Origin of the sequence: Flavobacterium sp. WC2421 (assembly GCF_040822115.1) — a bacterium.
Lineage (GTDB): Bacteria > Bacteroidota > Bacteroidia > Flavobacteriales > Flavobacteriaceae > Flavobacterium.
The window spans coordinates 2,768,282-2,790,210 of the sequence record NZ_CP162004.1; the positions used below are offsets into that span (position 1 = coordinate 2,768,282).

Here is a 21,929-nt window from a genome sequence, read left to right on the forward strand (position 1 = left end):
AAAATTGGAAAACTAAAAAACTATAATTATCGAAATCTAAATCACAAATCAATATGAAAAAAAGGTCAAAATCATTTTTAGCAGTACTATTTATTTGTTTAACATCAACCGCAAGTTTTGCTCAATTGTCATCAACCAAAATTGACTCTTTGATGCAAGAGGCATTACAAAAGTTTAAGGTAGCAGGTGCTGCCATCGCTATTGTTAAAGACGGCAAAATTATCCATCAAAAAGGATATGGAGTTAATTCTATTGTTACCAAGCAAGTGGTCAATGAAAATACTAATTTCCAAATTGCCTCCAATACTAAAGCATTTACAACGGCTGCTTTGGCTATTTTAGAAGACGAAGGCAAATTAAAATGGACCGATAAAGTGATTGACCATATTCCCGAATTTAAAATGTATAACGATTATGTTACTGCCAATTTTACCATCCTAGATTTATTAACACACCGCAGTGGCCTTGGTTTGGGTGTTGGGGATTTAATGTTTTTTCCTGATGGTTCTAACTTTACTGTGAACGATGTGGTGACTAGCTTTCAACATTTTAAAGCGGTTTCGCCCTTTAGAACGCAATATGATTATGATAATTTACTGTATATCGTTGCAGGAGAGGTTATCGCTAGAGAGAGTGGCATGAGTTATGAGCAATTTGTGCAACAACGCATCATCACTCAATTAGAAATGAACCGTACTTATGTGGGGAGCTTACTGAAAGACAAGAGTAATCTAGCGGTTTCGCACTCATCAGAATCAGGGACTATAAAAACCATTGAATCGTATGCTATTAGTACAGCAAGTGCAGCGGGAGGTGTATACTCAAATGTAGCCGACTTGTCAAAATGGATGATGACACAGATGAATAAAGGAAAATATGGTGTTGATATGCAATCTACTTTGTTTTCTGAAAAAAATCATAACGAAATGTGGCGCATACATACCGTAGAGCAGGCCAATCCAGACCCAAGATATAATTCTCATTTTGCGGGTTACGGTTTAGGATTTGAATTAGGGGATAGCAAAGGGAATTTTAAAGTTTCTCATACAGGCGGTCTGCCAGGCATGTTATCTATAATTACGATGTATCCTGACATGAACTTAGGAATTGTTATTTTGACCAATACGGAGAATGGTGGAGCTGGTTTATTTAGTGCAGTTACCCAAACGATAAGCGACAGTTATTTAGGTTTAGACGATTTTGGGTGGACCGATAAAATGGTGGGATGGATGAATGAAGGTAGAAATCAAGGTGATGATGTAACCAAGGAAGTTTGGAAAAAAGTAGAAGCTGTAAAAAACACCAAAATCAAAAATCAAGATTTTATAGGTGTTTATGAGGACAACTGGTTTGGAAAAGTGGAAGTATTTTTAAAAGACAAGAAATTGTGGATGAAATGTTTACGTTCGCCAAAATTAAATGGTCCTTTGGCTTTTTATGATGCCAATACATTTGCCATAAAATGGGAATATCAAGCGATGAATTGTGATGCGATGGCCACTTTTACCGCAGACGAAACCGGAAAAGCACAATCGATAAAGATGAAAGGAATTTCACCAAATATTGACTTTAGTTTTGACTTTCAAGATTTAGACCTAAAAAGAGTAAACTAGTAAACCAATAAGAATAAATCCAACTTAATTAGTGCAAGTCTGTTGATCATTTCCAAAAGAATTCTTGACAGACTAGTTGCGCTAACAATTCTCTTAAAATAGTAGTTTTTTTACCAATAATTCTATCGAAAATCCTTCCCATACCAATAGAACATAAGTCTAAAGAGGTTTGGAATGCTATTTTTCTATACAACAAGTTGAAGAAATTAAGAATCCACATTTTAACTAACTAACAATTATATAATATTTGTCTTTATTTATATAAGTCTTACCATTACTTTCTTCCTACATTTATCATCAGAAAAACGGAAAAGTAGTTGTGGCGATTCCCGACACATAAATAACTACCAAAACGAATAAATTAAAAAATAATTGATATGAATTTCAATGTAAACTGTTCGCTTTCGTATGTTGTAAATGGTCCTACCACTTTCATCTTTAATATTCAAGCCTTAAATACCTATAGTCAAAAAGTCTTGCAAGAAAATATTCAGGTAGATCCACCAATGTATTTAGAACAATATACTGCCCACGACGGTAGTTCTAGGTTTATTCGTCTTAAGGTTCTGCAACCCACTACTTTCACCTTAACATATTCAGCAGTTGTAGATATGAACTATAAAATCATAGATGAAAGTGCCTCTGCCAATGTCGTCGATGTAGTAGAATTAGACAGTTATATTGCTTCATTTCTGTATCCAAGTAGGTACTGTCAATCCGATCTAGTTATAGAATTCGCATACAATCAATTCGGGCAATATAATTCGGTTTACGAAACCGTTGTGGCTATAACTGAATGGATTTATAACAATATTAGTTATACCAGCGGAAGCACAAATTCACAAACTTCGGCTATCGATACTTTAAATGATAGAGTAGGGGTATGTCGTGATTTTGCACACTTGGGAATAGCGCTGTGTAGAGCTTTAACAATTCCTGCGAGATACTTCACAGGATATGCGTATCAATTAAATCCACCCGATTTTCATGCTTGTATGGAAGTATATATAGATGGAAACTGGATTGTATTTGATTCAACTAAATTAGCACCACTCAACGGATTAATAAAAATTGCTAACGGAAGGGATGCTGCAGATGCTGCTGTTGCCAGTATTTTTGGTGACGCTTATGGTACAAACGTAATTGTTGACTGCCAAGTAGTCGATCCATCATTTCAACCTTATAAATATGACGGAAATTATAAAGGTTTGTCTTTTCAATAAAAAGGAATACCTAATTGTCATTTTGAATAAGTAAATAACAATCTTTGCCCTTTCTATGTGATTTCTCTCTAGAGTGGAAATGATAAATAATTGAATTCTAGCAAGTAACTGTAATCTAAAACCAAAAATAAGTTGTTAATTTATATGTTATTTTCAAAAAGCGAAATGCTAATTAGAATCAAATAATGAAACAATCACAAAGAGGAGAATTTTATGGGCAAACGAACAAAACGATTCATTTAGATGGAATTACGTTGACCGATACCGTTTATACACACGATAAAGTAGATTGGCATTATCACGAAAATGCCTATTTTACTTTTATTTTGGAAGGAAATGTGATTGAAGGAAATAAAAAGGAGATATACAACTGCTCCGCAGGGAGTTTGCTATTTCACAATTGGCAAGAGCCACACTACAATATCAAACCCAAAGGATTTACAAGAGGTTTTCATATTGAAATAGAAAAAAAATGGTTTGATGATTTAGAATTTGATGCGAATAATTTAGAAGGGAGTATCAATATTGCCAACTCTGATTTGAAATTTTTAATGTATAAAATTTTTAGAGAAACCAAAATGGACGATACCACAAGTCCGCTTTCTATTCAAACTTTATTATTAGAATCCTTAGCCAAAATGTTAATTGATAAGCAAACTAAGGCGAATATTAAGCCTACTTGGGTTTCGGAAATCAATATGATATTGAATGAACAATTTACAGATGCACTTACCTTAGACTATTTGTCAAAAACGGTAAACATTCATCCTGTGCATTTATCAAGAGACTTTTCTAAATACTTTCATTCTAGTTTTGGAGAATACATTCGAAAATTAAAAGTCGAAAAATCATTGCGACTCATCTCTCAGAAAAAATTAAGTTTGACCACCATAGCCTTAGATTGTGGCTTTGCAGATCAAAGTCATTTTACCCGTTGCTTTAAAGAAATCAATGGAATTAATCCTTCTGAATATAGAAAAATTCTTTTCAGTTAATTTTACCAATGTTAATTCTGTTCTATTTTTTAACTCATTTGGGTTATAGTTTTGTGCCTAAATAAGTAACCAATTATGAAAAAGTTTTTCGCCACCATTTTAGTTAACTTGGTTTTTCTAACCAGTTTTGGACAAATAAAAAATGTAGTAGCCACCGAAGGCATTACAACCGATTTGCACAAAGCGAATGTTGGAAAAATTACTTTCATGAATGGTAATATTCCATTAGTTCAATATAAAGAATCGGATTTCTTAACTTCCTTTAATTTAACTCGAAAATCAGACTTGAATATCCGGGTTTTCATGAATAATTCGGTTACCAATTATCTGCATCAATTGGCTCCCGATTTACCAATTGAAGAATTACTAAATGTAGGAAATCTTCAATTTTTATTTTACATTGATGGCAAATTTATTTACAAAGAAAACATTCATCATGGTTGCAGTTTTGGATCTGGCGGTACTAAAAATGCGTCTACCACTTTCAGAGTGCCATTGACGAGTTCTAAAGGCGAAGATTGGTGGGCGATGTATCTTTGGGATCGATTTAAAACTAAGGGTGGAGAAAAAGCATTGACTGAAGGCAAACACCAACTCAAAATGGAGATTAGACCCTATGTGAAAAGAGAAGAGGGTAGCGACGCAATAGTTGGTGATTTAATTGCTGCAGGTCAAGTACAACTTGTAATTAAAACACCTAAAATAACGGCCGAACAAATGGCGATTCAAGCCATTCAACCCAATAGCGGTTGGGAGATTTCCAAATTGCCTTTTGACAAAACCAAAATTGAAATGCTCAATTCGGAAATTGCCAAGTACAATTTGAAAGAAATCACCAGTATTGTAGTCATTAGAGAGGGAAAACTAATGCTGGAAGAATACTTTAATGATGCCGATAGAAATACATTGCACGACACGAGATCCGCAGGAAAGTCATTTACATCCACTTTAATGGGTATGGCGATTCGTGATGGATACATTAAAAATGAAAATGAAACATTGAATTCTTTCTATGATTTAAAGCAATTTGATAATTATGAACCAATGAAAGACAGTATCACGATAAAGGATTTATTGACCATGAGTTCCGCACTTAATGGCTCAGATGCAGACGGTAATTCGCCAGGAAATGAGGAGAATATGTATCCTACAGCTAATTGGGTAAAATTTACCTTAGACTTGCCTATGGATCATTCGAAAATAAATGGAGGGAAATGGGATTATTTTACAGCCGGAGTTGTCGTATTAGGTGACATTTTAGACAAAAAAATTACCGGAGGATTAGAAAAATATGCCAGTGAAAAACTATTTAAACCTTTGAATATTACAAATTACCAATGGCAATATACGCCACAAAAAGTAGTGAATACGGCAGGAAGTTTGCAAATGAGGTCTTTGGATTATGCTAAATATGCTCAATTATATAAAAACAAAGGCGTATGGAATGGAAAACAAATACTACCAAAAGAGTGGGTAGAAAAAACGTTCACACACCAAATTCAAATTCCCGAAAGAGACAATCAGTTTTACAGTTATTTGTTCTGGAACAAATCGGTTTTCTATAAAGGTAAAAATTATGAAACCTATTATTGTGCAGGAAATGGAGGCAATGAATTTATTATGTTTAAAGACCTTCCCATTACTATTATTATCACTTCCAAAGCATATAATAAACCCTATGCACATGCGCAAGCAGATACAATTGTAAAAGATTATATTTTGCCAGCGATAATTAAATAAAAGAAATAATGAAATTGTAAAAAAGAATATACCTAGAATGAAAACCATTTTTGTTCTAGGTTTTTTGTTTATCATAAAGTCGTTTAAGTTTGAAATATATGGAGTAGGAGTACTTCAATATGTTGTATTAAGTATTGTTGTCTAATAAAAGCCAACAATAAATGAAATGGATAATAGATTTTCATATTGTAACAGTTGTTAAAATAATAATAATCTTTCACAATTAAATTGTACACAATTTAATTGTGAACTATATTTGTACCATCAAAAAGTAAAGATGAAAGACCAATTAAATATTAGCGAGCAAGTTTGTTTTCCTGTGTACGTATTTGCAAAGGAAATTATAAATCAATATCGTCCTTTGTTAGAAGAGTTACAACTTACTTATCCGCAATATTTGGTGATGCTTGTACTTTGGGAATACAAAGAACAGACTGTAAATCAACTTGGAGAAAAATTAAAACTAGATAGTGGTACGTTAACCCCTTTGCTAAAAAGAATGGAGCAAAAAGAATTTGTTTCAAGAATTAGAAGTACGGTTGATGAACGATTGGTTAATATTTCACTAACCGAAAAAGGACTAGCATTAAAAGAAAAAGCATCCTGTATTCCGGGTCAATTAATGGAATCTATGAATGTTTCAGCAGAAGATTTGTTAAGCTTAAAAAATATAATAACTAAGATATTAAAGAAATAAAAATGAAAGCAATTTATACAATTAATGCTACCGCAACTGGTGGTAGAAATGGACAAGTTAAAAGTGAAAATGGAATTATCGATTTAGAAGTGAGATATCCCAAATCTTTAGGTGGAGCAAATGATGAATATGCAAATCCGGAAATGCTTTTTGCAGCGGGTTATTCAGCTTGTTTTGATAGTGCACTCAACTTGATCATAAAAAAAGAAAAAATACAAACAGGTGAAACTTCGGTAACTGCCCAAGTAAGTATTGGACAAATTGAAAATGGTGGTTTTGGATTAGAAGCGGAACTGCATGCTAATATTCCTGGAGTATCCATGGATGAAGCACAATCATTAATTGAAAAAGCACATCAAGTTTGTCCCTATTCTAATGCAACTAGAGGTAATATGCTAGTGAAGTTGACTGTTTCAAACAATTAAATTGACAATAAGTTTCGTACTAATTTCCATCACATATTACCTATAAATACAATAAAAAAAAATGACACTATTAGAAAATTTAAACTGGAGACATGCCGTAAAAGCATATGATCCAACCAAAAAAGTAAGTGCAGCAGACATTGATAAAATTGTAGAAGCGGCACGTTTAGCGCCAACTTCGTCAGGATTGCAAGCATTCCAAGTGATTGTTGTTGAAAATCAAGAATTAAAAGAAAAATTAGTAAAAGGAGCTTTGAATCCAGAATGTATGAGAGATTGTTCTCATGTGGTCGTTTTTGCTGGATGGGATCGTTATACTGCTGAACGAATTGATAAAGTTTATAATCATACAACTGATGTTCGTGGATTACCAAGAGGGCGTTTTGATAGCTATACTGATATGTTGAAGAAAATCTACCTAGCACAATCTGCCGAAGAGAATTTTGCTCATATCGCCAGACAAACGTATATTGCACTTGGTCTTTCTTTGGCGCAAGCCGCTGAACTAAAAGTAGATAGTACACCAGTCGAAGGTTTTAACAACACTGTAGTTGATGAAATCTTAGAATTAGACAAAAGAGGATTAAAAAGTGTTTCTTTGATGTATGTAGGTTATGCTGACACACCAAACGACTGGATTGCTCCCATGAAAAAAGTAAGAACCCCTAAAGAAGAATTTGTAATAGAGTTGAAATAAATAGTTCAATTAGAATATTCCAGCTTAGATTCTAGATTTATAAAAGTAAATTATTCAATTAAAACCTAGTCCAAAACCCAGTTTTGTTCTAGGTTTTTTGCGTTTTTAGTAAGAGCTTTAAAATCAATTTGTATTCCTCTTTTTTTTGTAATCTATAAAAAACACAAACAATGGTTTATTATTTCGCTACAAAAAAAAAGTATTTAAATCTATGATAATTAAGTACTTGTGATAATTCCATAAATATTTTTATTAACTTTAAGATGCAAATGAATAATGGAAGCAGATACCATTTTAAAAAACGGCTTGGTACTGAATTTAATTTAGTGTCACAAAAATAAAGACGATGCCAAAATATGTAATTGAAAGAGAAATTCCTGGAGCTGGTAAACTTACCCCACAACAACTAAAAGATATCTCGCAAACCTCTTGTAATGTGTTGGATAAAATGGGTTCCGAAATAAAATGGCACAATAGCTTTGTAGCCAAAGATAAAATTTATTGTGTATACACTGCGCCTAATGAAGATATGGTGCGTGAACATGCTAAACTAGGTGGTTTTCCAGCTAATGCAGTTAGTGAAGTATTTGCCGAAATAAATCCAAATACCGCACAATAAAATATCCTATTTATTTCAAAAAAATGGAAGCTACACTTTTAGGTAAGGTGTAGTTTTTTTGTGCTTGGAGTAGGCAAATAACTGCTTCAAATCCTTTGTTTCTAAAAATGGATTGTCATTTATAAAAAAGAAAAAGGAAATTCAATGAAAGGCATTTAACGTTATCTAGTTTATTTTTTTAAATTCGTAAGTGAAAATTAGTACAGATAATAAAAATAAAACATCCATATATGAAAGTTAAAAATATTTTCACCGTCTTTATAGCCATTCTAACCATAAATTGCATTGCACAACAAAAAGTACTTAAAGTAGGAATTATTGGTCTTACACACACTCATGTTCATGGGATTTTGGGAATTAAAGACCGGGGAGATATTGATATTGTGGGTATTGTGGAAACGAATCGAGAGTTAGCGCAACGTTATGCTGATCAATATCATTTCTCCATGGATTTAGTTTATAATACGATGGATGAAATGATTGCTAAAAAACATCCAGAGGCAGTTACCGCTTTTGGAAGTATTTATGAGCATTTAGGCGTTGTAGCCACTTGTGCACCAAAAGGCATTCATGTAATGGTAGAAAAACCATTGGCAGTAAGTTTGGAGGATGCCAAAAAAATGGAGGTTCTTGCAAAGAAATACAAGATTAAATTATTGACGAATTATGAGACCACTTGGTATCCGTCAAATAAGGAATCCTATGATTTAGTGAAGGCAGGAAAAATTGGAGACTTACGTAAAGTGGTGGTGCATGATGGACACAGAGGACCTAAAAAAATTGGAGTGAATTCGGAGTTTTTAGATTGGTTAACGGATCCTGTACTGAATGGAGGAGGGGCTATAACTGATTTTGGTTGTTATGGAGTTAATTTAATGACTTGGTTAATGGAAGGTAAGAAACCCAAAACGGTTACAGCCATTACGCAACAATTACAAAAAGAAAACAATCCAAAAGTAGATGATGAATCTACTATATTATTGACTTATGATACTGCAAATGCTACGATTCAAGGTTCGTGGAACTGGCCAATAGGAAGAAAGGATATGGAAATTTACGGCTTAACTGGAGCTATTTATGCCGATAATAAAAATGACATACGAGTAAGAATGGCAGAAGGGTATGACGGTTTTACTGAAGATGGGCATAAAGCTACCGCACTTCAAGCTCCTTATAATGATCCATTTGCTTTTTTTGCAGCGGTGATACGAGATGAAATTACTTTAAAGCCTTACGACCTTTCTTCTTTGGAAAATAATATGATTGTTATGGAAATCCTTGATGCTGCTATAAAAAGCAGCAAAACAAACCGTACGATTGAAATAAAATAAAATAATGAAAGAATTACAAATTGCTACTTACGAACCCAAATACCATAAAGAATATAAAAGACTTTCTATAGAATGGTTAGAGAAATATGGTTTATTAGAACCCGCAGATATGCCGATGCTTGACTTTCCAAAAGAAGAAATTCTAGATAAAGGTGGTTCAATTTTTCTGGCTCATTATGACAATACTATTGTGGGAACTATTTCGATAATAAAAGAAGGGAGAAATAATTTTGAGATACTAAAATTAGGAGTTAATTCAGACTATCAAGGATTAGGGATTGGACGAAAACTGATGGTACATTGTCTTGATATTTGCAAAAAGAGTAATGCTGAAGCCATTATTTTGGAAACCAATACTAAATTGTTGAGCGCCATTGCACTTTATAAAAGCTTAGGTTTTAAAGAAATTCCTTTAACGGATTTAATGTATCAAACCGCCGATTATAAAATGGAGTTGATCCTTGCAGATTGGATTTTGACAAATTAAAAAGAATCAAATAACAGGATTAAATAGATTGCTAGAATTCGGTTATTTTTAACAACATAATAATTAAAGCTTATTTTTTTTTTAGTTATGATGCAAAAAGATAGCTATTTTATTATAAATTTATACTTTGTCCAATAAAATTAATTTAGTCAGTTATGAAATTTAAAAAAGTTAGCAGTTATTTATTATTAGTTGTTTTATTTTCAACTACAATTGCAATGGCACAACATACGGTGATTAATACGCCACCAGATGTATCTCCTATGCCAATGAAACCAGAAATGACCGAAATTTGGGAGCCCCAAGTTAGTGTAGTTACACCTGCAAAAAAGTTAGGGGATGCACCTTCTGACGCGATTATATTATTTGACGGTAAAAATATGGATCAATGGGTAAGTCAAAAAGACGTTACCAAACCTGCGGCCTGGAAAATTGTGAATAACGATTATATGGAAGTAGTTCCTGATGCTGGAGGAATTCAAACTAAAATGCAGTTTGGCGATTGTCAATTGCATATTGAATGGAGTGCCCCTGATGTTGTGATTGATGGAGGACAATGGAGAGGAAATAGCGGTGTGTTTTTCCAAAATAGATACGAACTACAAGTATTAGATTCGTATAACAACAGAACCTATAGTAATGGACAAGCGGGAAGTATTTATAAAGATCACCCACCATTAGTAAATGCAATGAAAACACCTTTGGAATGGAATACCTATGATGTAGTTTATACAGCACCTCGCTTTAAAGCGAATGGTCTCATTGATGCACCAGCAAGAATTACTGTTTTTCACAATGGGGTTTTGGTACAAAACAATACAACCATAAATGGTTTAACATTGTATTCTGGTTTGCATAATTATCCTTCTTCTCATGGAGATGATGTGATTTCGTTACAAGAACACGGTTGTAAAACACAGTTTAGAAATATCTGGCTTAGAAAATTGTAAAAACTCAATTTTATAAAAGCATATAAAAAAGCCACTAAGTACAGTACTTAGTGGCTTTTTCGGAATTAGTAAACATTGTATTTTAGAAATTCTATTATTGCCATCCGCCTCCAAGGGCTTTGTACAATTGAATTACAGCTTTATATTGTTGGAACTTATTATCTACTAAACTTAATTTAGCATTTAAAGCATCATTTTTAGAGGTTAATACTTCTAAATAATTGGCTAAACCATAGGTCAATAATTCATCAGAGAAAGTGGCCGCTTTTGTTAATGCATCCGCTTGTTTCTCACGAACCGTAATTTTATAAGTTTCATTGTTGTACTGTGCCAGTGCATCCGAAACTTCTTTACCAGCCGTAAGTAGGGATTGTTCAAATTGCAAATAGGCTTTTTCCTGATTGGCTTTAGCTATTTCAAACTTAGTTCTAACTTGTCTTTGATTGAAAATAGGTTGGGTTAATCCCGTTACAATATTGGCAAAGATAGAATTGGCACTGAACCATTCTTTTAAATCGATACTTTGAAGTCCGCCTATAGCAGTAATTTTTAAGGTAGGATAAAAACCGCTTTTGGCCACATTGGTCAACTCAAAATTACTAATCAAGTTGTACTCAGCAGCAATAACATCAGGTCTATTTCTCAATAAATTAGCAGGAACACCAGTAGTAATGCTAGGTTGCATTTTTTGAGATTCAAAAGTAGATCGTTCAATTTTACCCGAAGCTTCTCCTAAAAGTGCGCTCATTGTATTTTCTAAAATAATGATGCTATTTTTTAAATCAGCAATAATAATTTCGGTCGCATATTTTTGAGCTTCTGTTTGTTTTACCCCCACTTCTGTTACATTCCCCGATTTTTTCAATGCTAAAATGGTTTCGATACTTTTGTTTCTATTGATTAAAGTTTCTTCAGCCACTTTTATCTGTGCATCAACTGAAAGCAGTTGGTAATAAGTAGAAGCTATATCAGCAATTAATTGCGTTTTTATGGCTTGATTGGCTGCCGTTGTTTGTAAGTAGACAGCATTAGTTGCTCTTTTATTACTTCTTATTTTTCCCCAAATATCAGCTTCCCAGGATAGATTTCCAGTCAATTGGTATTGATCGGTATTTAAATCTGTTAAGAAAGATCCATTCTGACTGTTTTTAGAAATTTTGTTGTGTGTCCAATCTGTCCCAGCAGATAGAGTAGGGAAGTAACCTGCTTGTCCTTGCTTCATTGTAGCTTGTGCGGCAGCAAGATTTTGCAAGGCAATCCGAATGTTTAAATTGTTTTCTAACCCTTTTTTAATATAACCCTGCAAAAGAGGATCAGTAAAAATTTTATCCCAAGAAACATTCGCTAGTGAAGCAGTGTCCGTAGACACCACTTCATTTCTATACAAGTTTTCTGTTTTCAATTCTGGACGTTTGTAATCTTTAGCAACAAAACACGATTGCATTAGTGCTGCCGTCACTCCTAAGAGTGCGATTCTATATATATTATTTTTCATTTTTTTCATCTAAAAGTGCAACATCTGTTCCCTGATTCTCTATAGGAAGCGGTTTTGTAGAAATTTTTTCCTGTAATGTTTGGAAAACGATAAACAATACTGGTATCACAAATACTCCAAAAATAGTTCCTATTAACATTCCTCCAATTGCTCCAGTTCCAATAGCATTATTTCCTACGGCTCCAGCTCCTTTAGCTAACATAAGTGGCATTAGTCCAAAGATAAATGCAAATGATGTCATTAAAATAGGTCGTAAACGAGCAACAGCGCCATGAATTGCTGCTTGAGCAATAGTCATTCCTTTTCTTCTTGAATCAACCGAAAACTCTACTATCAAAATGGCGTTCTTAGCGAGCAATCCAATAAGCATAATGAGCGTAATTTGCAAGTAGATGTTATTACTTACATTGAATAAATAAGCAAATAAGTAAGCACCTGCTAAACCAATCGGTAGTGATATTAATACTGCAAATGGCAACATATAACTCTCATATTGAGCGGCAAGTAAGAAGTAAACAAAGATTAGACACAGCATGAAAATATACAAGGTTTGTCCACCTGCACTAATTTCTTCACGCGTCATTCCTGAAAATTCATAACCATATCCAACAGGTAGGTTTTGACTAGCTACTTCTTCAACTGCTTTAATAGCATCACCAGTACTGAAACCATCATTTGGCGCTCCAGTTACTTTAACAGAAGTAAATAAATTGAAACGGTCTATAGCTTGAGGTCCAAACACTTTTACTAAAGTCACAAATTGTGAAATAGGAGCCATTCGTCCACTACTATTTCTAACTAAAACTTTGTTTAGCGATTCAGGATTGTTTCTGAATTCGGGATCTGATTGGTATACTACTCGGTATTGTTTTCCAAACTTGTTGAAATTAGAAGCATATACACCACCATAATACCCTTGCATTGTTCCTAAAACATCAGTGACTGTAAGTCCCGATTTTTTTATAAGCGGAACATTTAAATCAATTCGGTATTGCGGGTAATTTGGAGAAAATGAGGTAGCTGCATATTTAATTTCTGGTCGACTGTTTAATGCTGCCAAAAATTTATTGTTTACTTCGCTTAACTCTTGTATAGATCCTCCTTTTTGATCTTGTAGTTGAAATTCAAATCCATTGGTAAAACCAAAACCAACAAGTGTCGGACGAGCAAAATAGAGTACTTTCGCATCTTTTACGGCAGCTGTTCGCTTAAATAATTCCGCAACAACTGCAGTTATTTCTTGATTAGCATCTTTACGTTCCGCCCATGGTTTCAATTTTACAATTACCATTCCGTAGTTGCTACCCGTACCACTGATTAAACTTCGACCAGAGATTCTAAGTACCTCTTTTATTTCAGGAATATCTTTTACTTTATTTTCAATTTGTAATAACACTTCTTCTGTTCTTTGTAAAGAAGTACCCGGTGGAAGAGAAACATCAGAAAGAATAGCTCCTGTATCCTCACCAGGGACAAAAGCCTTTGGTGTGATATTTAATAATAAGATTAAAATTCCGGCAAAAACAGCAATTCCTAAAAAAGCCAACCATTTGCGTTTTATAAAAAACTCTACAGATCTTTTGTATTTAGCTGTCGTCGTTTCAAATCCGGCGTTAAATGCGGTATAAAAACGTTCCATGAAACCTTTTTTCTTTGCACTTTTATCGTGTTCTTTTAAGAAAATAGCACATAATGCAGGAGAAAGTGTTAGTGCGTTAATAGCTGACAATACAATTGAAACCGCTAGCGTTAATCCAAACTGTTTGTAGAAAACTCCAGCAGAACCACTAATAAAAGAAACAGGAATAAATACAGCCGACATTACCAGTGTAATGGATATAATTGCACTACTAATATCTTGCATGGCGCTGTGAGCTGCTTTTTTAGGATTGTGCTCACCCGCTTCCATTTTGGCATGCACGGCTTCCACCACTACAATAGCATCATCCACTACAATTCCGACCGCAAGTACTAAGGCAAATAACGTTAATAAGTTAATGGTAAAGCCAAATAAATTAAGGAAAAAGAACGTTCCTAAAATAGCTACTGGTACGGAAATCGCAGGAATAAGAGTCGATCTCCAATCTTGTAAAAAGATAAAAACGACAATAAATACTAGTAAAAATGCCTCAATTAGTGTATGAATCACTTTTGTGATTGACTCATCTAGGAAATCATTGGCATTAATTAATGTAGCATATTTTACTCCTTTTGGAAAATTCAGTTCGGCTTGATTCAGTACTTTTAATGACCCTTCAATTACTTCTTGAGCATTAGACCCTGCGGTTTGTGCAATGGCAATAGCTATTGATTTATTGCCGTTTGTATAGGCATCACTCGCATAATTAACAGCACCCAATTCAATTCTTGCTACATCACCTAATTTAAGGATTTCTCCATTTTCAGTTGAACGAACAATAATTTCTTCAAATTCTTTTATATTTTGTAAACGTCCTTTGTATTTTAAGGTATATTGAAAAGATTGGTCGCTATTTTCACCCAATTGTCCTGGAGCGGCTTCAATATTTTGTTCCGCTAATAGCGCCGTAATATCCGATGGTACTAGACCGTAAGCCCCCATAACGTCAGGTTTTAACCAAATACGCATAGAATAGTCTTTTTGACCAAAAATCATAGCTTCTCCAACTCCCGCTACACGTTTAATTTTAGGTAAAATATTAATGTTGGCGTAATTTTGAAGAAATGTATCATCATAATCAGGATTTTCACTATAAAGCGAGAAAATCAAAATATTATCACTTTGTCTTTTTGATGTTGTAACACCCGCTCGAGTAACTTCTTGGGGTAGTAGTGACGTTGCACGTGATACGCGATTTTGCACATTCACCGCTGCCAAATCAGGATTAGTACCTAATTTAAAATAGATACTAATAGATGCTGAACCATCATTATTTGATGTTGAAGTCATGTAAGTCATGTCTTCAACACCATTAATTTGTTCTTCTAAAGGAATTACTACCGAGTTCATTACAACTTCGGCACTTGCTCCTTGATAATTTGCCGCTACAGTTACAGTAGGTGGTGCTATTTCTGGATATTGTGAAACTGGAAGCGAGATTAACCCTAAAACCCCCAAAATTACGATGATAATAGATATCACTGTTGACAATACCGGTCTGTCAATGAATTTTGAAAACATATTTTGTTATTTATTCAATAGTTAGTTTGTCAATTATTTTTTTGTTGGATTGATTATAGTATTAAAATCTACTACCTCAGGTTTGATAAGTGTTCCTTCAGTAACTATTCCAACTCCCTCAACAAGGACTTTATCATTTACATTTAATCCACTGTCTACTACAAAAAATTTACCTCCAGGAATGGCACGAACTTCAATAGGCACTGCTTTCACTTTGTTATCTTTATCTACAATAAGAGCAATGCGTTTGTCTTGTAATTCTAATGAAGCATTTTGTGGGATTATAATAATATCCTTTAAATTTGTTGGGATTTGGACAATTCCACTGCCACCTGACCGCAATAATTTGTTTCCATTTGGAAAACTGGCTCTTACATTAAAGGAACCTGTTTGCATATTGGCTTGTCCACTAAAAGTTTCAATTTTACCCTTTTGCTCATATGGCATACCATTACTCAAAATCAAATTTACCTTTTCCATTTTGTTGATTTTTTCTTGAAATGTTTTACCTTCAGCATTCATCATGATGTCTAATTGTTGTTTTTCATTTACTGAAAAATAAGCATAAATAGTACTAATATCTGAAATACGAGTTAATGGCTCTGCTGTTTGGCTACTTACATAACTTCCTAAACGTAAAGGTAAAGTGCCCACTATTCCATTAACTGGGCTTTTTATAGTTGCATAATTAATTCTGGCAATTATACTTTGGTAGGTACTTTTTTCACTTGCCAAATTTGCTTTGGCAGTTTCTAGTTGTACATCACTAATTATATTACGATCAACTAATGGTTTTAAACGGCTTACTTCAACTTGTGCAGCAGCAACTTTAGCCTTTGCAGCCCCAGCTTCTTGGGTAGCAGTTTGTGTTTCTAGTTTAAAAAGTAATTGCCCTTTTTTAACTTCTTGTCCTTCTTGTACATATATTTTTTCAATATATCCATCTACTTTTGCACGAATATCTATATCTGTAATCCCTTCTAGACTTGCGGGGTATTCTGCTAATAAAGAAGTGTCAGATTTACCAATTTCAACTACCTTATAAGGCATAACTGATGGAGCTGTTTGAGTGGTTTCTTTTTTACAGGAGAGCAAACTTATGGATAACAAAACGGCACTTATAAAATATTTTTTTTTCATCTGTGAATATTTACTGATTTGGATTAATTATTATTGATTGATTATATTTTTGGTTTCTTTTGTTTTAAATTCTTCAATTGTTTTTTTAAGCGATATTTCAACCTCATTTAAATGAATTTTATAGGCTTTTGTATTTTCCAGATTGCATCTCTCAGCTGGACAAGATGCGGTATGTTCTCTATAAATAATCATTCGGTTTACAATGGTCATTTCAGAATCAATTAATCTCAGATAGTTTTCTAAGCGCTTACTTAAATTAGCAGCCTTAAAGTACTTTTTACGATCTCCCGTTATGGTGAAATAGGTGATCTTTTCCATTTTTAAGAGTAAATTTAAATTAGTTGAAATCGAACTTTTACTAGCGCACATTGTTTCAACAAGAGTCTCAAATGTAAGTCCAGATTTACAGCCATCAATTATGAGTGTACCAAGAATGCGTGATGCCAAAGGTGGAATGTTATAAAGTTTTTCAAAATGAACACCAAACATTTCTTTTAGTTCATTTTTTTCTTTCTGAATATCCATGTTAATTTTTTTACAAATGTAATATTGGTTCATAAAACACCGAACTAATCGAACTTAAAATTATGTTAATTTTAATACACTATTTTTATGTTGTTAATTTAGATGGAAATAAATACGAAATTGATAATTTATAGGGTTATAAAGTATGTATCTATAGGCTGTAAATTATAAAATCTAATTTACTTATATTTGTTCCTTAAAAAATTAACTTCTAGTGAGTCAAATCAATAAACTAAAGATATTCAATGATCCCATTTATGGTTTCATTAGCATACCCAACGCATTAATTTACGATTTAATACAGCACCCTTATTTTCAAAGACTTCGACGCATCTCTCAAATGGGATTATCCTATTTAGTCTATCCAGGAGCCAATCATACCCGTTTTCATCATGCTTTAGGTTGTATGCATTTGATGCAAAAAGCAGTTGATGTATTGCGTTTTAAAGGAGTTTCTATATCTCAAGAAGAAGAAAATGCATTATATATTGCAATCTTATTACATGATATTGGGCATGGTCCTTTTTCACATGCTATGGAAAGAAGCATTGTTGAAGATGTGCATCATGAAGAAATTTCATTGTTATTTATGCACCAATTAAATAGTGAGTTTAAAGGTCAGTTGAGTTTAGCTATTCAAGTTTTTGAAGGGGATTATCATAGAAAATTCATGTTGCAGCTTATTTCAAGCCAATTAGACATGGATCGAATGGATTATTTAAAACGTGATAGCTTTTATTCTGGTGTTGCCGAAGGAAATGTGAATTCGGAGCGATTGATCCAAATGATGAATGTAGTGGATGATGTTTTGGTAATCGAAGAAAAAGGAATTTACTCGGTGGAAAAATTCTTAATGTCCCGACGTTTAATGTATTGGCAAGCCTATTTGCATAAAACCAGTTTGGTAGCTGAGTTAATTTTAACTAAAATTTTAAAGAGAGCCAAAGAATTAACTTTAAAAGGAACTATATTGCCTTGTAGTAAACCCTTGCAGTTTTTTCTTCAAAATAAAATTACATTAGATGCATTTGATACTGAAATTTTGAATTTATTTTCACAGCTCGATGATTTTGATATAATAAGTGCACTAAAGGCATGGCAACATGAGGATGATTTTATTTTGTCTTCTTTGAGTAAAATGATTATCAATAGGGATTTATTGAAAATAAAATTAACAAGTGAAAAAGTGCCTACTGAAGATTTACACCCTTTAAAAGAGCGCTTTGCATTGGAAAACAACATTAGTTTGTTAGAAACTAATTATTTTATTTTTAAAGGTAAAATAAAAAATCAAGCATATAGCAAAGAAGCAGAACCCATACGAATTTTGAAAAAAGATCGAACAGTTGAAGATGTAATTGAATCATCTGACCAGTTGAATTTAAAATCATTATCGAAATCAGTTACTAAATATTACATCTGTTTCCCAAAACAACTGATGTAAATGAACATTTAAAATCTATTTTTTTATATTTTTGTCGCAATGAAATTTACAGCAGAACAAATAGCGGGAATTTTGGAAGGTGAAGTTATTGGCAATCTCAATGCTCAAGTATCTGAGTTATCTAAGATAGAAGAAGGTAAAGAAGGTTCTTTAACTTTTTTGGCAAATCCAAAATATAATAATTATATTTATACCACAGAGGCAACCATTACCATAGTAAACAAATCCTTTATTCCAGAATCGGAATTAAAAACTACCTTAATAAAAGTAGACGATGCCTACTTATCTTTTTCAAAATTATTAGAATTTTATGCTGAAGCAAAAGGCAATAAAATAGGAGTGGAGCAACCTTCAGTACTGCCAGAAAACACTAAATATGGTGAAAACTTATATTTGGGAAGTTTTAGTTATATAGGAGCTAATGTTACTCTAGGGACTAATGTGAAAATTTATCCTAATTGTTTTATCGGAGATAATGTTGTCATTAAAGATAATGTCACTATTTTTGCTGGTGCAAAAATATATTCGGAAACTGAAATTGGTAATAATTGCACCATTCATTCAGGAGTAATTATTGGAGCAGATGGATTTGGATTTGCTCCAAATACAGATGGAACTTTTAAGAAGATACCTCAAATAGGCAACGTAATTATTGAGGATGATGTTGATATAGGTTCTTGTACAACAATTGATAGAGCGACAATGGGTTCTACAATTATAAGAAAAGGAGTTAAACTAGACAATCAAATTCAAGTTGCCCATAATGTAGAAATAGGAGAGAATACCGTAATTGCCGCTCAAACGGGAATTGCAGGTTCTACCAAAATCGGAAAAAACGGAATGATTGGTGGGCAAGTAGGGATTGTAGGGCATTTAACCATTGGTGATAATGTTCGCATTCAAGCTCAAGCAGGTGTAGGAAGAAATATAAAAGACAATGAGGTTTTGCAGGGAAGTCCAGCATTTGGATACAATGATTTTAGTAAATCATATGTACATTTCAGAAATTTACCGAAAATTGTTGCAGAAATAGAAGAGTTAAAAAAACAAATATTAAACCAAAAAAATGGAAACAATGGTTAAACAAAAAACCATCAAAACAGAAATCTCGCTAACTGGAGTTGGATTACACACAGGGAAAGAAGTCAAAATGACCTTTAAACCTGCTCCAGTTAATAATGGTTTTACTTTTGTTAGAGTAGATCTAGAAGGACAGCCAGTTGTTGAAGCAGATGCTAATTATGTAGTTAATACACAAAGAGGTACTAATTTAGAGAAACTTGGAGTTAAAGTTCAAACACCTGAGCATGTATTGGCGGCATTAGTTGGTTGTGATTTGGATAATGTAATAATTGAACTAAACGCTTCAGAACTTCCTATTATGGATGGGTCGTCTAAGTATTTTGTTGAAGCTCTCGAAAAAGCGGGAATTGAAGAACAAAATTCTAGGCGAAACATTTATGTGGTAAAAGAAGTTATTTCTTTCACTGACGAAGAATCGGGTAGTGAGATTTTGATTATGCCAAGTGATCACTATAGTGTTACAACAATGGTAGATTTTGGGACTAAAATTTTAGGAACCCAAAATGCCAACATGAAAAATATTTCTGATTTTAAAACAGAAATATCGGAATCAAGAACTTTTAGTTTTTTACATGAACTAGAGGCTTTGTTGGATAATGGACTAATTAAAGGTGGTGATTTGAATAATGCTATTGTGTACGTTGATAAAGAAATATCTGCGGCTACGATGGAAAATTTAAAAATAGCATTTGGAAAAGACGTTATAAATGTTAAACCAAATGGTATACTAGATAATCTTACCTTGCATTATCCAAATGAAGCAGCAAGACATAAACTACTTGACGTTGTTGGTGATTTAGCTTTAATTGGAACAAAAATTCAAGGTAAAGTAATTGCAAATAAGCCAGGACATTTTGTAAACACTCAGTTTGCTAAAAAAATGGCTAAAATTATAAAAATAGAACAAAGAAATTATGTTCCTGTATATGATTTAAATTTGGAGCCTTTGATGGATATCCATAAAATCATGGCAGTACTTCCTCACAGACCTCCCTTTTTATTGATTGATAGAATTATAGAAATGTCTGAGAGTCATGTGGTAGGTATGAAAAATGTTACAATGAACGAGAATTTTTTCGTTGGACATTTTCCAGAAGCTCCTGTAATGCCAGGGGTTTTAATAGTGGAAGCTATGGCACAAACAGGAGGAATATTAGTTTTAAGTACTGTTCCTGATCCTGAAAATTATTTGACTTATTTTATGAAAATAGATAATGTTAAATTCAAACATAAGGTATTACCAGGTGACACTTTGATTTTCAAATGTGATTTAATCACACCGATTAGAAGAGGGATTTGTCATATGCAAGCCAATGCTTATGCAAATGGAAAATTAGTTGCAGAAGCAGAATTAATGGCTCAGATTGCCAAAAAGCAATAAAAATTAAATTAGAATAAACACTCTAAGTCAATTATCTGGAGTTTATTATTCTGAAAATACTAATATAAAAAAAAGCAGATGAATCAACCCTTAGCATATGTTCATCCTGGCGCTAAAATCGCCAAAAATGTTGTAATAGAGCCTTTTACAACCATTCACAATAATGTTGTTATTGGTGATGGAACTTGGATAGGTTCTAATGTTACCATTATGGAAGGCGCAAGAATAGGAAAAAATTGCAATATATTTCCTGGTGCAGTAATATCTGCAGTACCGCAGGATTTAAAATTTGGTGGAGAAGAATCTTTAGCAATAATAGGTGATAATTGTACTATAAGAGAATGTGTCACCATTAATAGAGGAACAATTGCTTCAGGTCAAACAACCCTTGGGAACAATTGTTTAGTTATGGCTACAGCACATATTGCGCATGATTGTCACATTGGCGATAATGCAATTATCGTTAACGGTGTTGCATTAGCTGGACATGTTACGGTTGGGAAATTTGCCGTTATAGGTGGTTTAGCTGCTATTCATCAGTTTATTCATATTGGAGATCATGCGATGATTTCGGGTGGTTCATTAGTGAGGAAAGATGTTCCTCCTTTTACAAAAGCTGCTAAAGAACCTTTATCTTATGTTGGAATAAACTCAGTTGGGTTAAGAAGAAGAGGTTTTACAACGGAGAAAATTAAAGAGATTCAAGATATTTATAGAATTTTATATCAAAAAAACTATAATACAACCCAAGCAATTGGAATTATTGAAGCGGAAATGGAAGCAACTCCTGAGCGTGATGAAATATTAGATTTTATCAGAAATTCGTCTCGTGGTGTTATGAAAGGATATACCGGGAATTATTAAGGCCTAGTCCTCCCACTAGTTTGTGGAGGTATAGATAAAAATATAACAATAAGTAACACA

At 33.3% G+C, this 21,929-nt stretch carries 19 protein-coding genes; 15 read left to right on the forward strand and 4 right to left on the reverse strand.

The window, feature by feature from the left end; all coding sequences use genetic code 11:
- Window positions 1-53 precede the first annotated feature (53 nt).
- From AB3G33_RS11830 to AB3G33_RS11880, 11 genes are all read left to right on the forward strand, one after another.
- Window positions 54-1,613 (forward strand): serine hydrolase, encoded by a 1,560-nt coding sequence (locus AB3G33_RS11830; protein WP_367769717.1) that lies wholly within the window; start codon window positions 54-56, stop codon window positions 1,611-1,613.
- 377 nt (window positions 1,614-1,990) lie between these two features.
- Entirely contained in the window at window positions 1,991-2,836 is an 846-nt protein-coding gene (locus AB3G33_RS11835; protein WP_367769719.1) for a transglutaminase family protein, read from the forward strand.
- 185 nt (window positions 2,837-3,021) lie between these two features.
- On the forward strand, window positions 3,022-3,831 hold the full coding sequence (locus tag AB3G33_RS11840) for a helix-turn-helix domain-containing protein (RefSeq protein ID WP_367769722.1): 810 nt from the start codon (window positions 3,022-3,024) through the stop codon (window positions 3,829-3,831).
- 75 nt (window positions 3,832-3,906) lie between these two features.
- Entirely contained in the window at window positions 3,907-5,571 is a 1,665-nt protein-coding gene (locus AB3G33_RS11845) for a serine hydrolase domain-containing protein (protein WP_367769725.1), read from the forward strand.
- Window positions 5,572-5,848: 277 nt separating this feature from the next.
- Entirely contained in the window at window positions 5,849-6,268 is a 420-nt protein-coding gene (locus AB3G33_RS11850) for a MarR family winged helix-turn-helix transcriptional regulator (RefSeq protein ID WP_367769728.1), read from the forward strand.
- Between the two features lie 2 nt (window positions 6,269-6,270).
- Window positions 6,271-6,693: an organic hydroperoxide resistance protein gene (locus AB3G33_RS11855; protein WP_367769731.1), complete on the forward strand. Its 423-nt coding sequence runs from the start codon at window positions 6,271-6,273 to the stop codon at window positions 6,691-6,693.
- A gap of 61 nt (window positions 6,694-6,754) precedes the next feature.
- Window positions 6,755-7,390, forward strand: a complete 636-nt coding sequence (locus tag AB3G33_RS11860) for an NAD(P)H-dependent oxidoreductase (RefSeq protein ID WP_367752942.1) — start codon at window positions 6,755-6,757, stop codon at window positions 7,388-7,390.
- A gap of 346 nt (window positions 7,391-7,736) precedes the next feature.
- Complete coding sequence (locus AB3G33_RS11865; protein WP_367769734.1) at window positions 7,737-8,009, forward strand: DUF4242 domain-containing protein; 273 nt, start codon at window positions 7,737-7,739, stop codon at window positions 8,007-8,009.
- 230 nt (window positions 8,010-8,239) lie between these two features.
- Window positions 8,240-9,340 carry a Gfo/Idh/MocA family protein gene (locus AB3G33_RS11870; RefSeq protein WP_367769737.1) on the forward strand — a complete coding sequence of 367 codons (1,101 nt, stop codon included), beginning with the start codon at window positions 8,240-8,242 and terminating at the stop codon, window positions 9,338-9,340.
- Between the two features lie 4 nt (window positions 9,341-9,344).
- Window positions 9,345-9,827 carry a GNAT family N-acetyltransferase gene (locus AB3G33_RS11875; RefSeq protein WP_367769739.1) on the forward strand — a complete coding sequence of 161 codons (483 nt, stop codon included), beginning with the start codon at window positions 9,345-9,347 and terminating at the stop codon, window positions 9,825-9,827.
- Between the two features lie 155 nt (window positions 9,828-9,982).
- Window positions 9,983-10,777: a DUF1080 domain-containing protein gene (locus tag AB3G33_RS11880; RefSeq protein WP_367752950.1), complete on the forward strand. Its 795-nt coding sequence runs from the start codon at window positions 9,983-9,985 to the stop codon at window positions 10,775-10,777.
- A 94-nt stretch (window positions 10,778-10,871) separates the two neighbouring features.
- Here the strand turns inward: AB3G33_RS11880 and AB3G33_RS11885 are convergent, their stop codons facing one another.
- Genes AB3G33_RS11885 through AB3G33_RS11900 form a run of 4 tightly spaced genes read right to left on the reverse strand, consistent with a single transcriptional unit; the run spans window position 10,872 to window position 17,097 of the window.
- Window positions 10,872-12,272, reverse strand: coding sequence for an efflux transporter outer membrane subunit (locus AB3G33_RS11885; protein WP_367752952.1), 1,401 nt, complete (start codon window positions 12,270-12,272; stop codon window positions 10,872-10,874).
- The gene (locus AB3G33_RS11890; protein ID WP_367769741.1) at window positions 12,262-15,432 is read right to left on the reverse strand and encodes an efflux RND transporter permease subunit; all 3,171 of its coding nucleotides are present in this window, start codon (window positions 15,430-15,432) and stop codon (window positions 12,262-12,264) included. Before AB3G33_RS11890 ends, AB3G33_RS11885 begins: the two co-directional genes overlap by 11 nt.
- A gap of 33 nt (window positions 15,433-15,465) precedes the next feature.
- Window positions 15,466-16,572 carry an efflux RND transporter periplasmic adaptor subunit gene (locus tag AB3G33_RS11895; protein WP_367769744.1) on the reverse strand — a complete coding sequence of 369 codons (1,107 nt, stop codon included), beginning with the start codon at window positions 16,570-16,572 and terminating at the stop codon, window positions 15,466-15,468.
- Window positions 16,573-16,602: 30 nt separating this feature from the next.
- Window positions 16,603-17,097: a GbsR/MarR family transcriptional regulator gene (locus AB3G33_RS11900; RefSeq protein WP_367769747.1), complete on the reverse strand. Its 495-nt coding sequence runs from the start codon at window positions 17,095-17,097 to the stop codon at window positions 16,603-16,605.
- 214 nt (window positions 17,098-17,311) lie between these two features.
- On the opposite strand from AB3G33_RS11900, the gene AB3G33_RS11905 reads away from it, so the two are divergent.
- The 4 genes from AB3G33_RS11905 to lpxA all read left to right on the forward strand — a co-directional run bounded on the left by AB3G33_RS11905 (window position 17,312) and on the right by lpxA (window position 21,869).
- Window positions 17,312-18,541: an HD domain-containing protein gene (locus AB3G33_RS11905; protein ID WP_367752960.1), complete on the forward strand. Its 1,230-nt coding sequence runs from the start codon at window positions 17,312-17,314 to the stop codon at window positions 18,539-18,541.
- Window positions 18,542-18,580: 39 nt separating this feature from the next.
- On the forward strand, window positions 18,581-19,624 hold the full coding sequence (gene lpxD / locus AB3G33_RS11910) for a UDP-3-O-(3-hydroxymyristoyl)glucosamine N-acyltransferase (protein WP_367752962.1): 1,044 nt from the start codon (window positions 18,581-18,583) through the stop codon (window positions 19,622-19,624).
- Window positions 19,617-21,005 (forward strand): bifunctional UDP-3-O-[3-hydroxymyristoyl] N-acetylglucosamine deacetylase/3-hydroxyacyl-ACP dehydratase, encoded by a 1,389-nt coding sequence (locus AB3G33_RS11915; RefSeq protein ID WP_367769750.1) that lies wholly within the window; start codon window positions 19,617-19,619, stop codon window positions 21,003-21,005. Before lpxD ends, AB3G33_RS11915 begins: the two co-directional genes overlap by 8 nt.
- Before the next feature lie 78 nt (window positions 21,006-21,083).
- Window positions 21,084-21,869, forward strand: coding sequence for an acyl-ACP--UDP-N-acetylglucosamine O-acyltransferase (gene lpxA / locus AB3G33_RS11920; protein WP_367752966.1), 786 nt, complete (start codon window positions 21,084-21,086; stop codon window positions 21,867-21,869).
- The last annotated feature ends 60 nt before the right edge of the window (window positions 21,870-21,929 follow it).

Coding starts and splice junctions, on each gene's coding strand:
- AB3G33_RS11860 (WP_367752942.1), top strand. CDS start 6,755: ATGACACTATTAGAAAATTTAAACTGGAGACATGCCGTAAAAGCATAT.
- AB3G33_RS11850 (WP_367769728.1), top strand. CDS start 5,849: ATGAAAGACCAATTAAATATTAGCGAGCAAGTTTGTTTTCCTGTGTAC.
- AB3G33_RS11880 (WP_367752950.1), top strand. CDS start 9,983: ATGAAATTTAAAAAAGTTAGCAGTTATTTATTATTAGTTGTTTTATTT.
- AB3G33_RS11885 (WP_367752952.1), bottom strand. CDS start 12,272: ATGAAAAATAATATATATAGAATCGCACTCTTAGGAGTGACGGCAGCA.
- AB3G33_RS11830 (WP_367769717.1), top strand. CDS start 54: ATGAAAAAAAGGTCAAAATCATTTTTAGCAGTACTATTTATTTGTTTA.
- AB3G33_RS11875 (WP_367769739.1), top strand. CDS start 9,345: ATGAAAGAATTACAAATTGCTACTTACGAACCCAAATACCATAAAGAA.
- AB3G33_RS11845 (WP_367769725.1), top strand. CDS start 3,907: ATGAAAAAGTTTTTCGCCACCATTTTAGTTAACTTGGTTTTTCTAACC.
- AB3G33_RS11900 (WP_367769747.1), bottom strand. CDS start 17,097: ATGGATATTCAGAAAGAAAAAAATGAACTAAAAGAAATGTTTGGTGTT.
- AB3G33_RS11865 (WP_367769734.1), top strand. CDS start 7,737: ATGCCAAAATATGTAATTGAAAGAGAAATTCCTGGAGCTGGTAAACTT.
- AB3G33_RS11870 (WP_367769737.1), top strand. CDS start 8,240: ATGAAAGTTAAAAATATTTTCACCGTCTTTATAGCCATTCTAACCATA.
- lpxD (WP_367752962.1), top strand. CDS start 18,581: ATGAAATTTACAGCAGAACAAATAGCGGGAATTTTGGAAGGTGAAGTT.
- AB3G33_RS11855 (WP_367769731.1), top strand. CDS start 6,271: ATGAAAGCAATTTATACAATTAATGCTACCGCAACTGGTGGTAGAAAT.
- lpxA (WP_367752966.1), top strand. CDS start 21,084: ATGAATCAACCCTTAGCATATGTTCATCCTGGCGCTAAAATCGCCAAA.
- AB3G33_RS11840 (WP_367769722.1), top strand. CDS start 3,022: ATGAAACAATCACAAAGAGGAGAATTTTATGGGCAAACGAACAAAACG.
- AB3G33_RS11915 (WP_367769750.1), top strand. CDS start 19,617: ATGGTTAAACAAAAAACCATCAAAACAGAAATCTCGCTAACTGGAGTT.
- AB3G33_RS11835 (WP_367769719.1), top strand. CDS start 1,991: ATGAATTTCAATGTAAACTGTTCGCTTTCGTATGTTGTAAATGGTCCT.
- AB3G33_RS11895 (WP_367769744.1), bottom strand. CDS start 16,572: ATGAAAAAAAAATATTTTATAAGTGCCGTTTTGTTATCCATAAGTTTG.
- AB3G33_RS11890 (WP_367769741.1), bottom strand. CDS start 15,432: ATGTTTTCAAAATTCATTGACAGACCGGTATTGTCAACAGTGATATCT.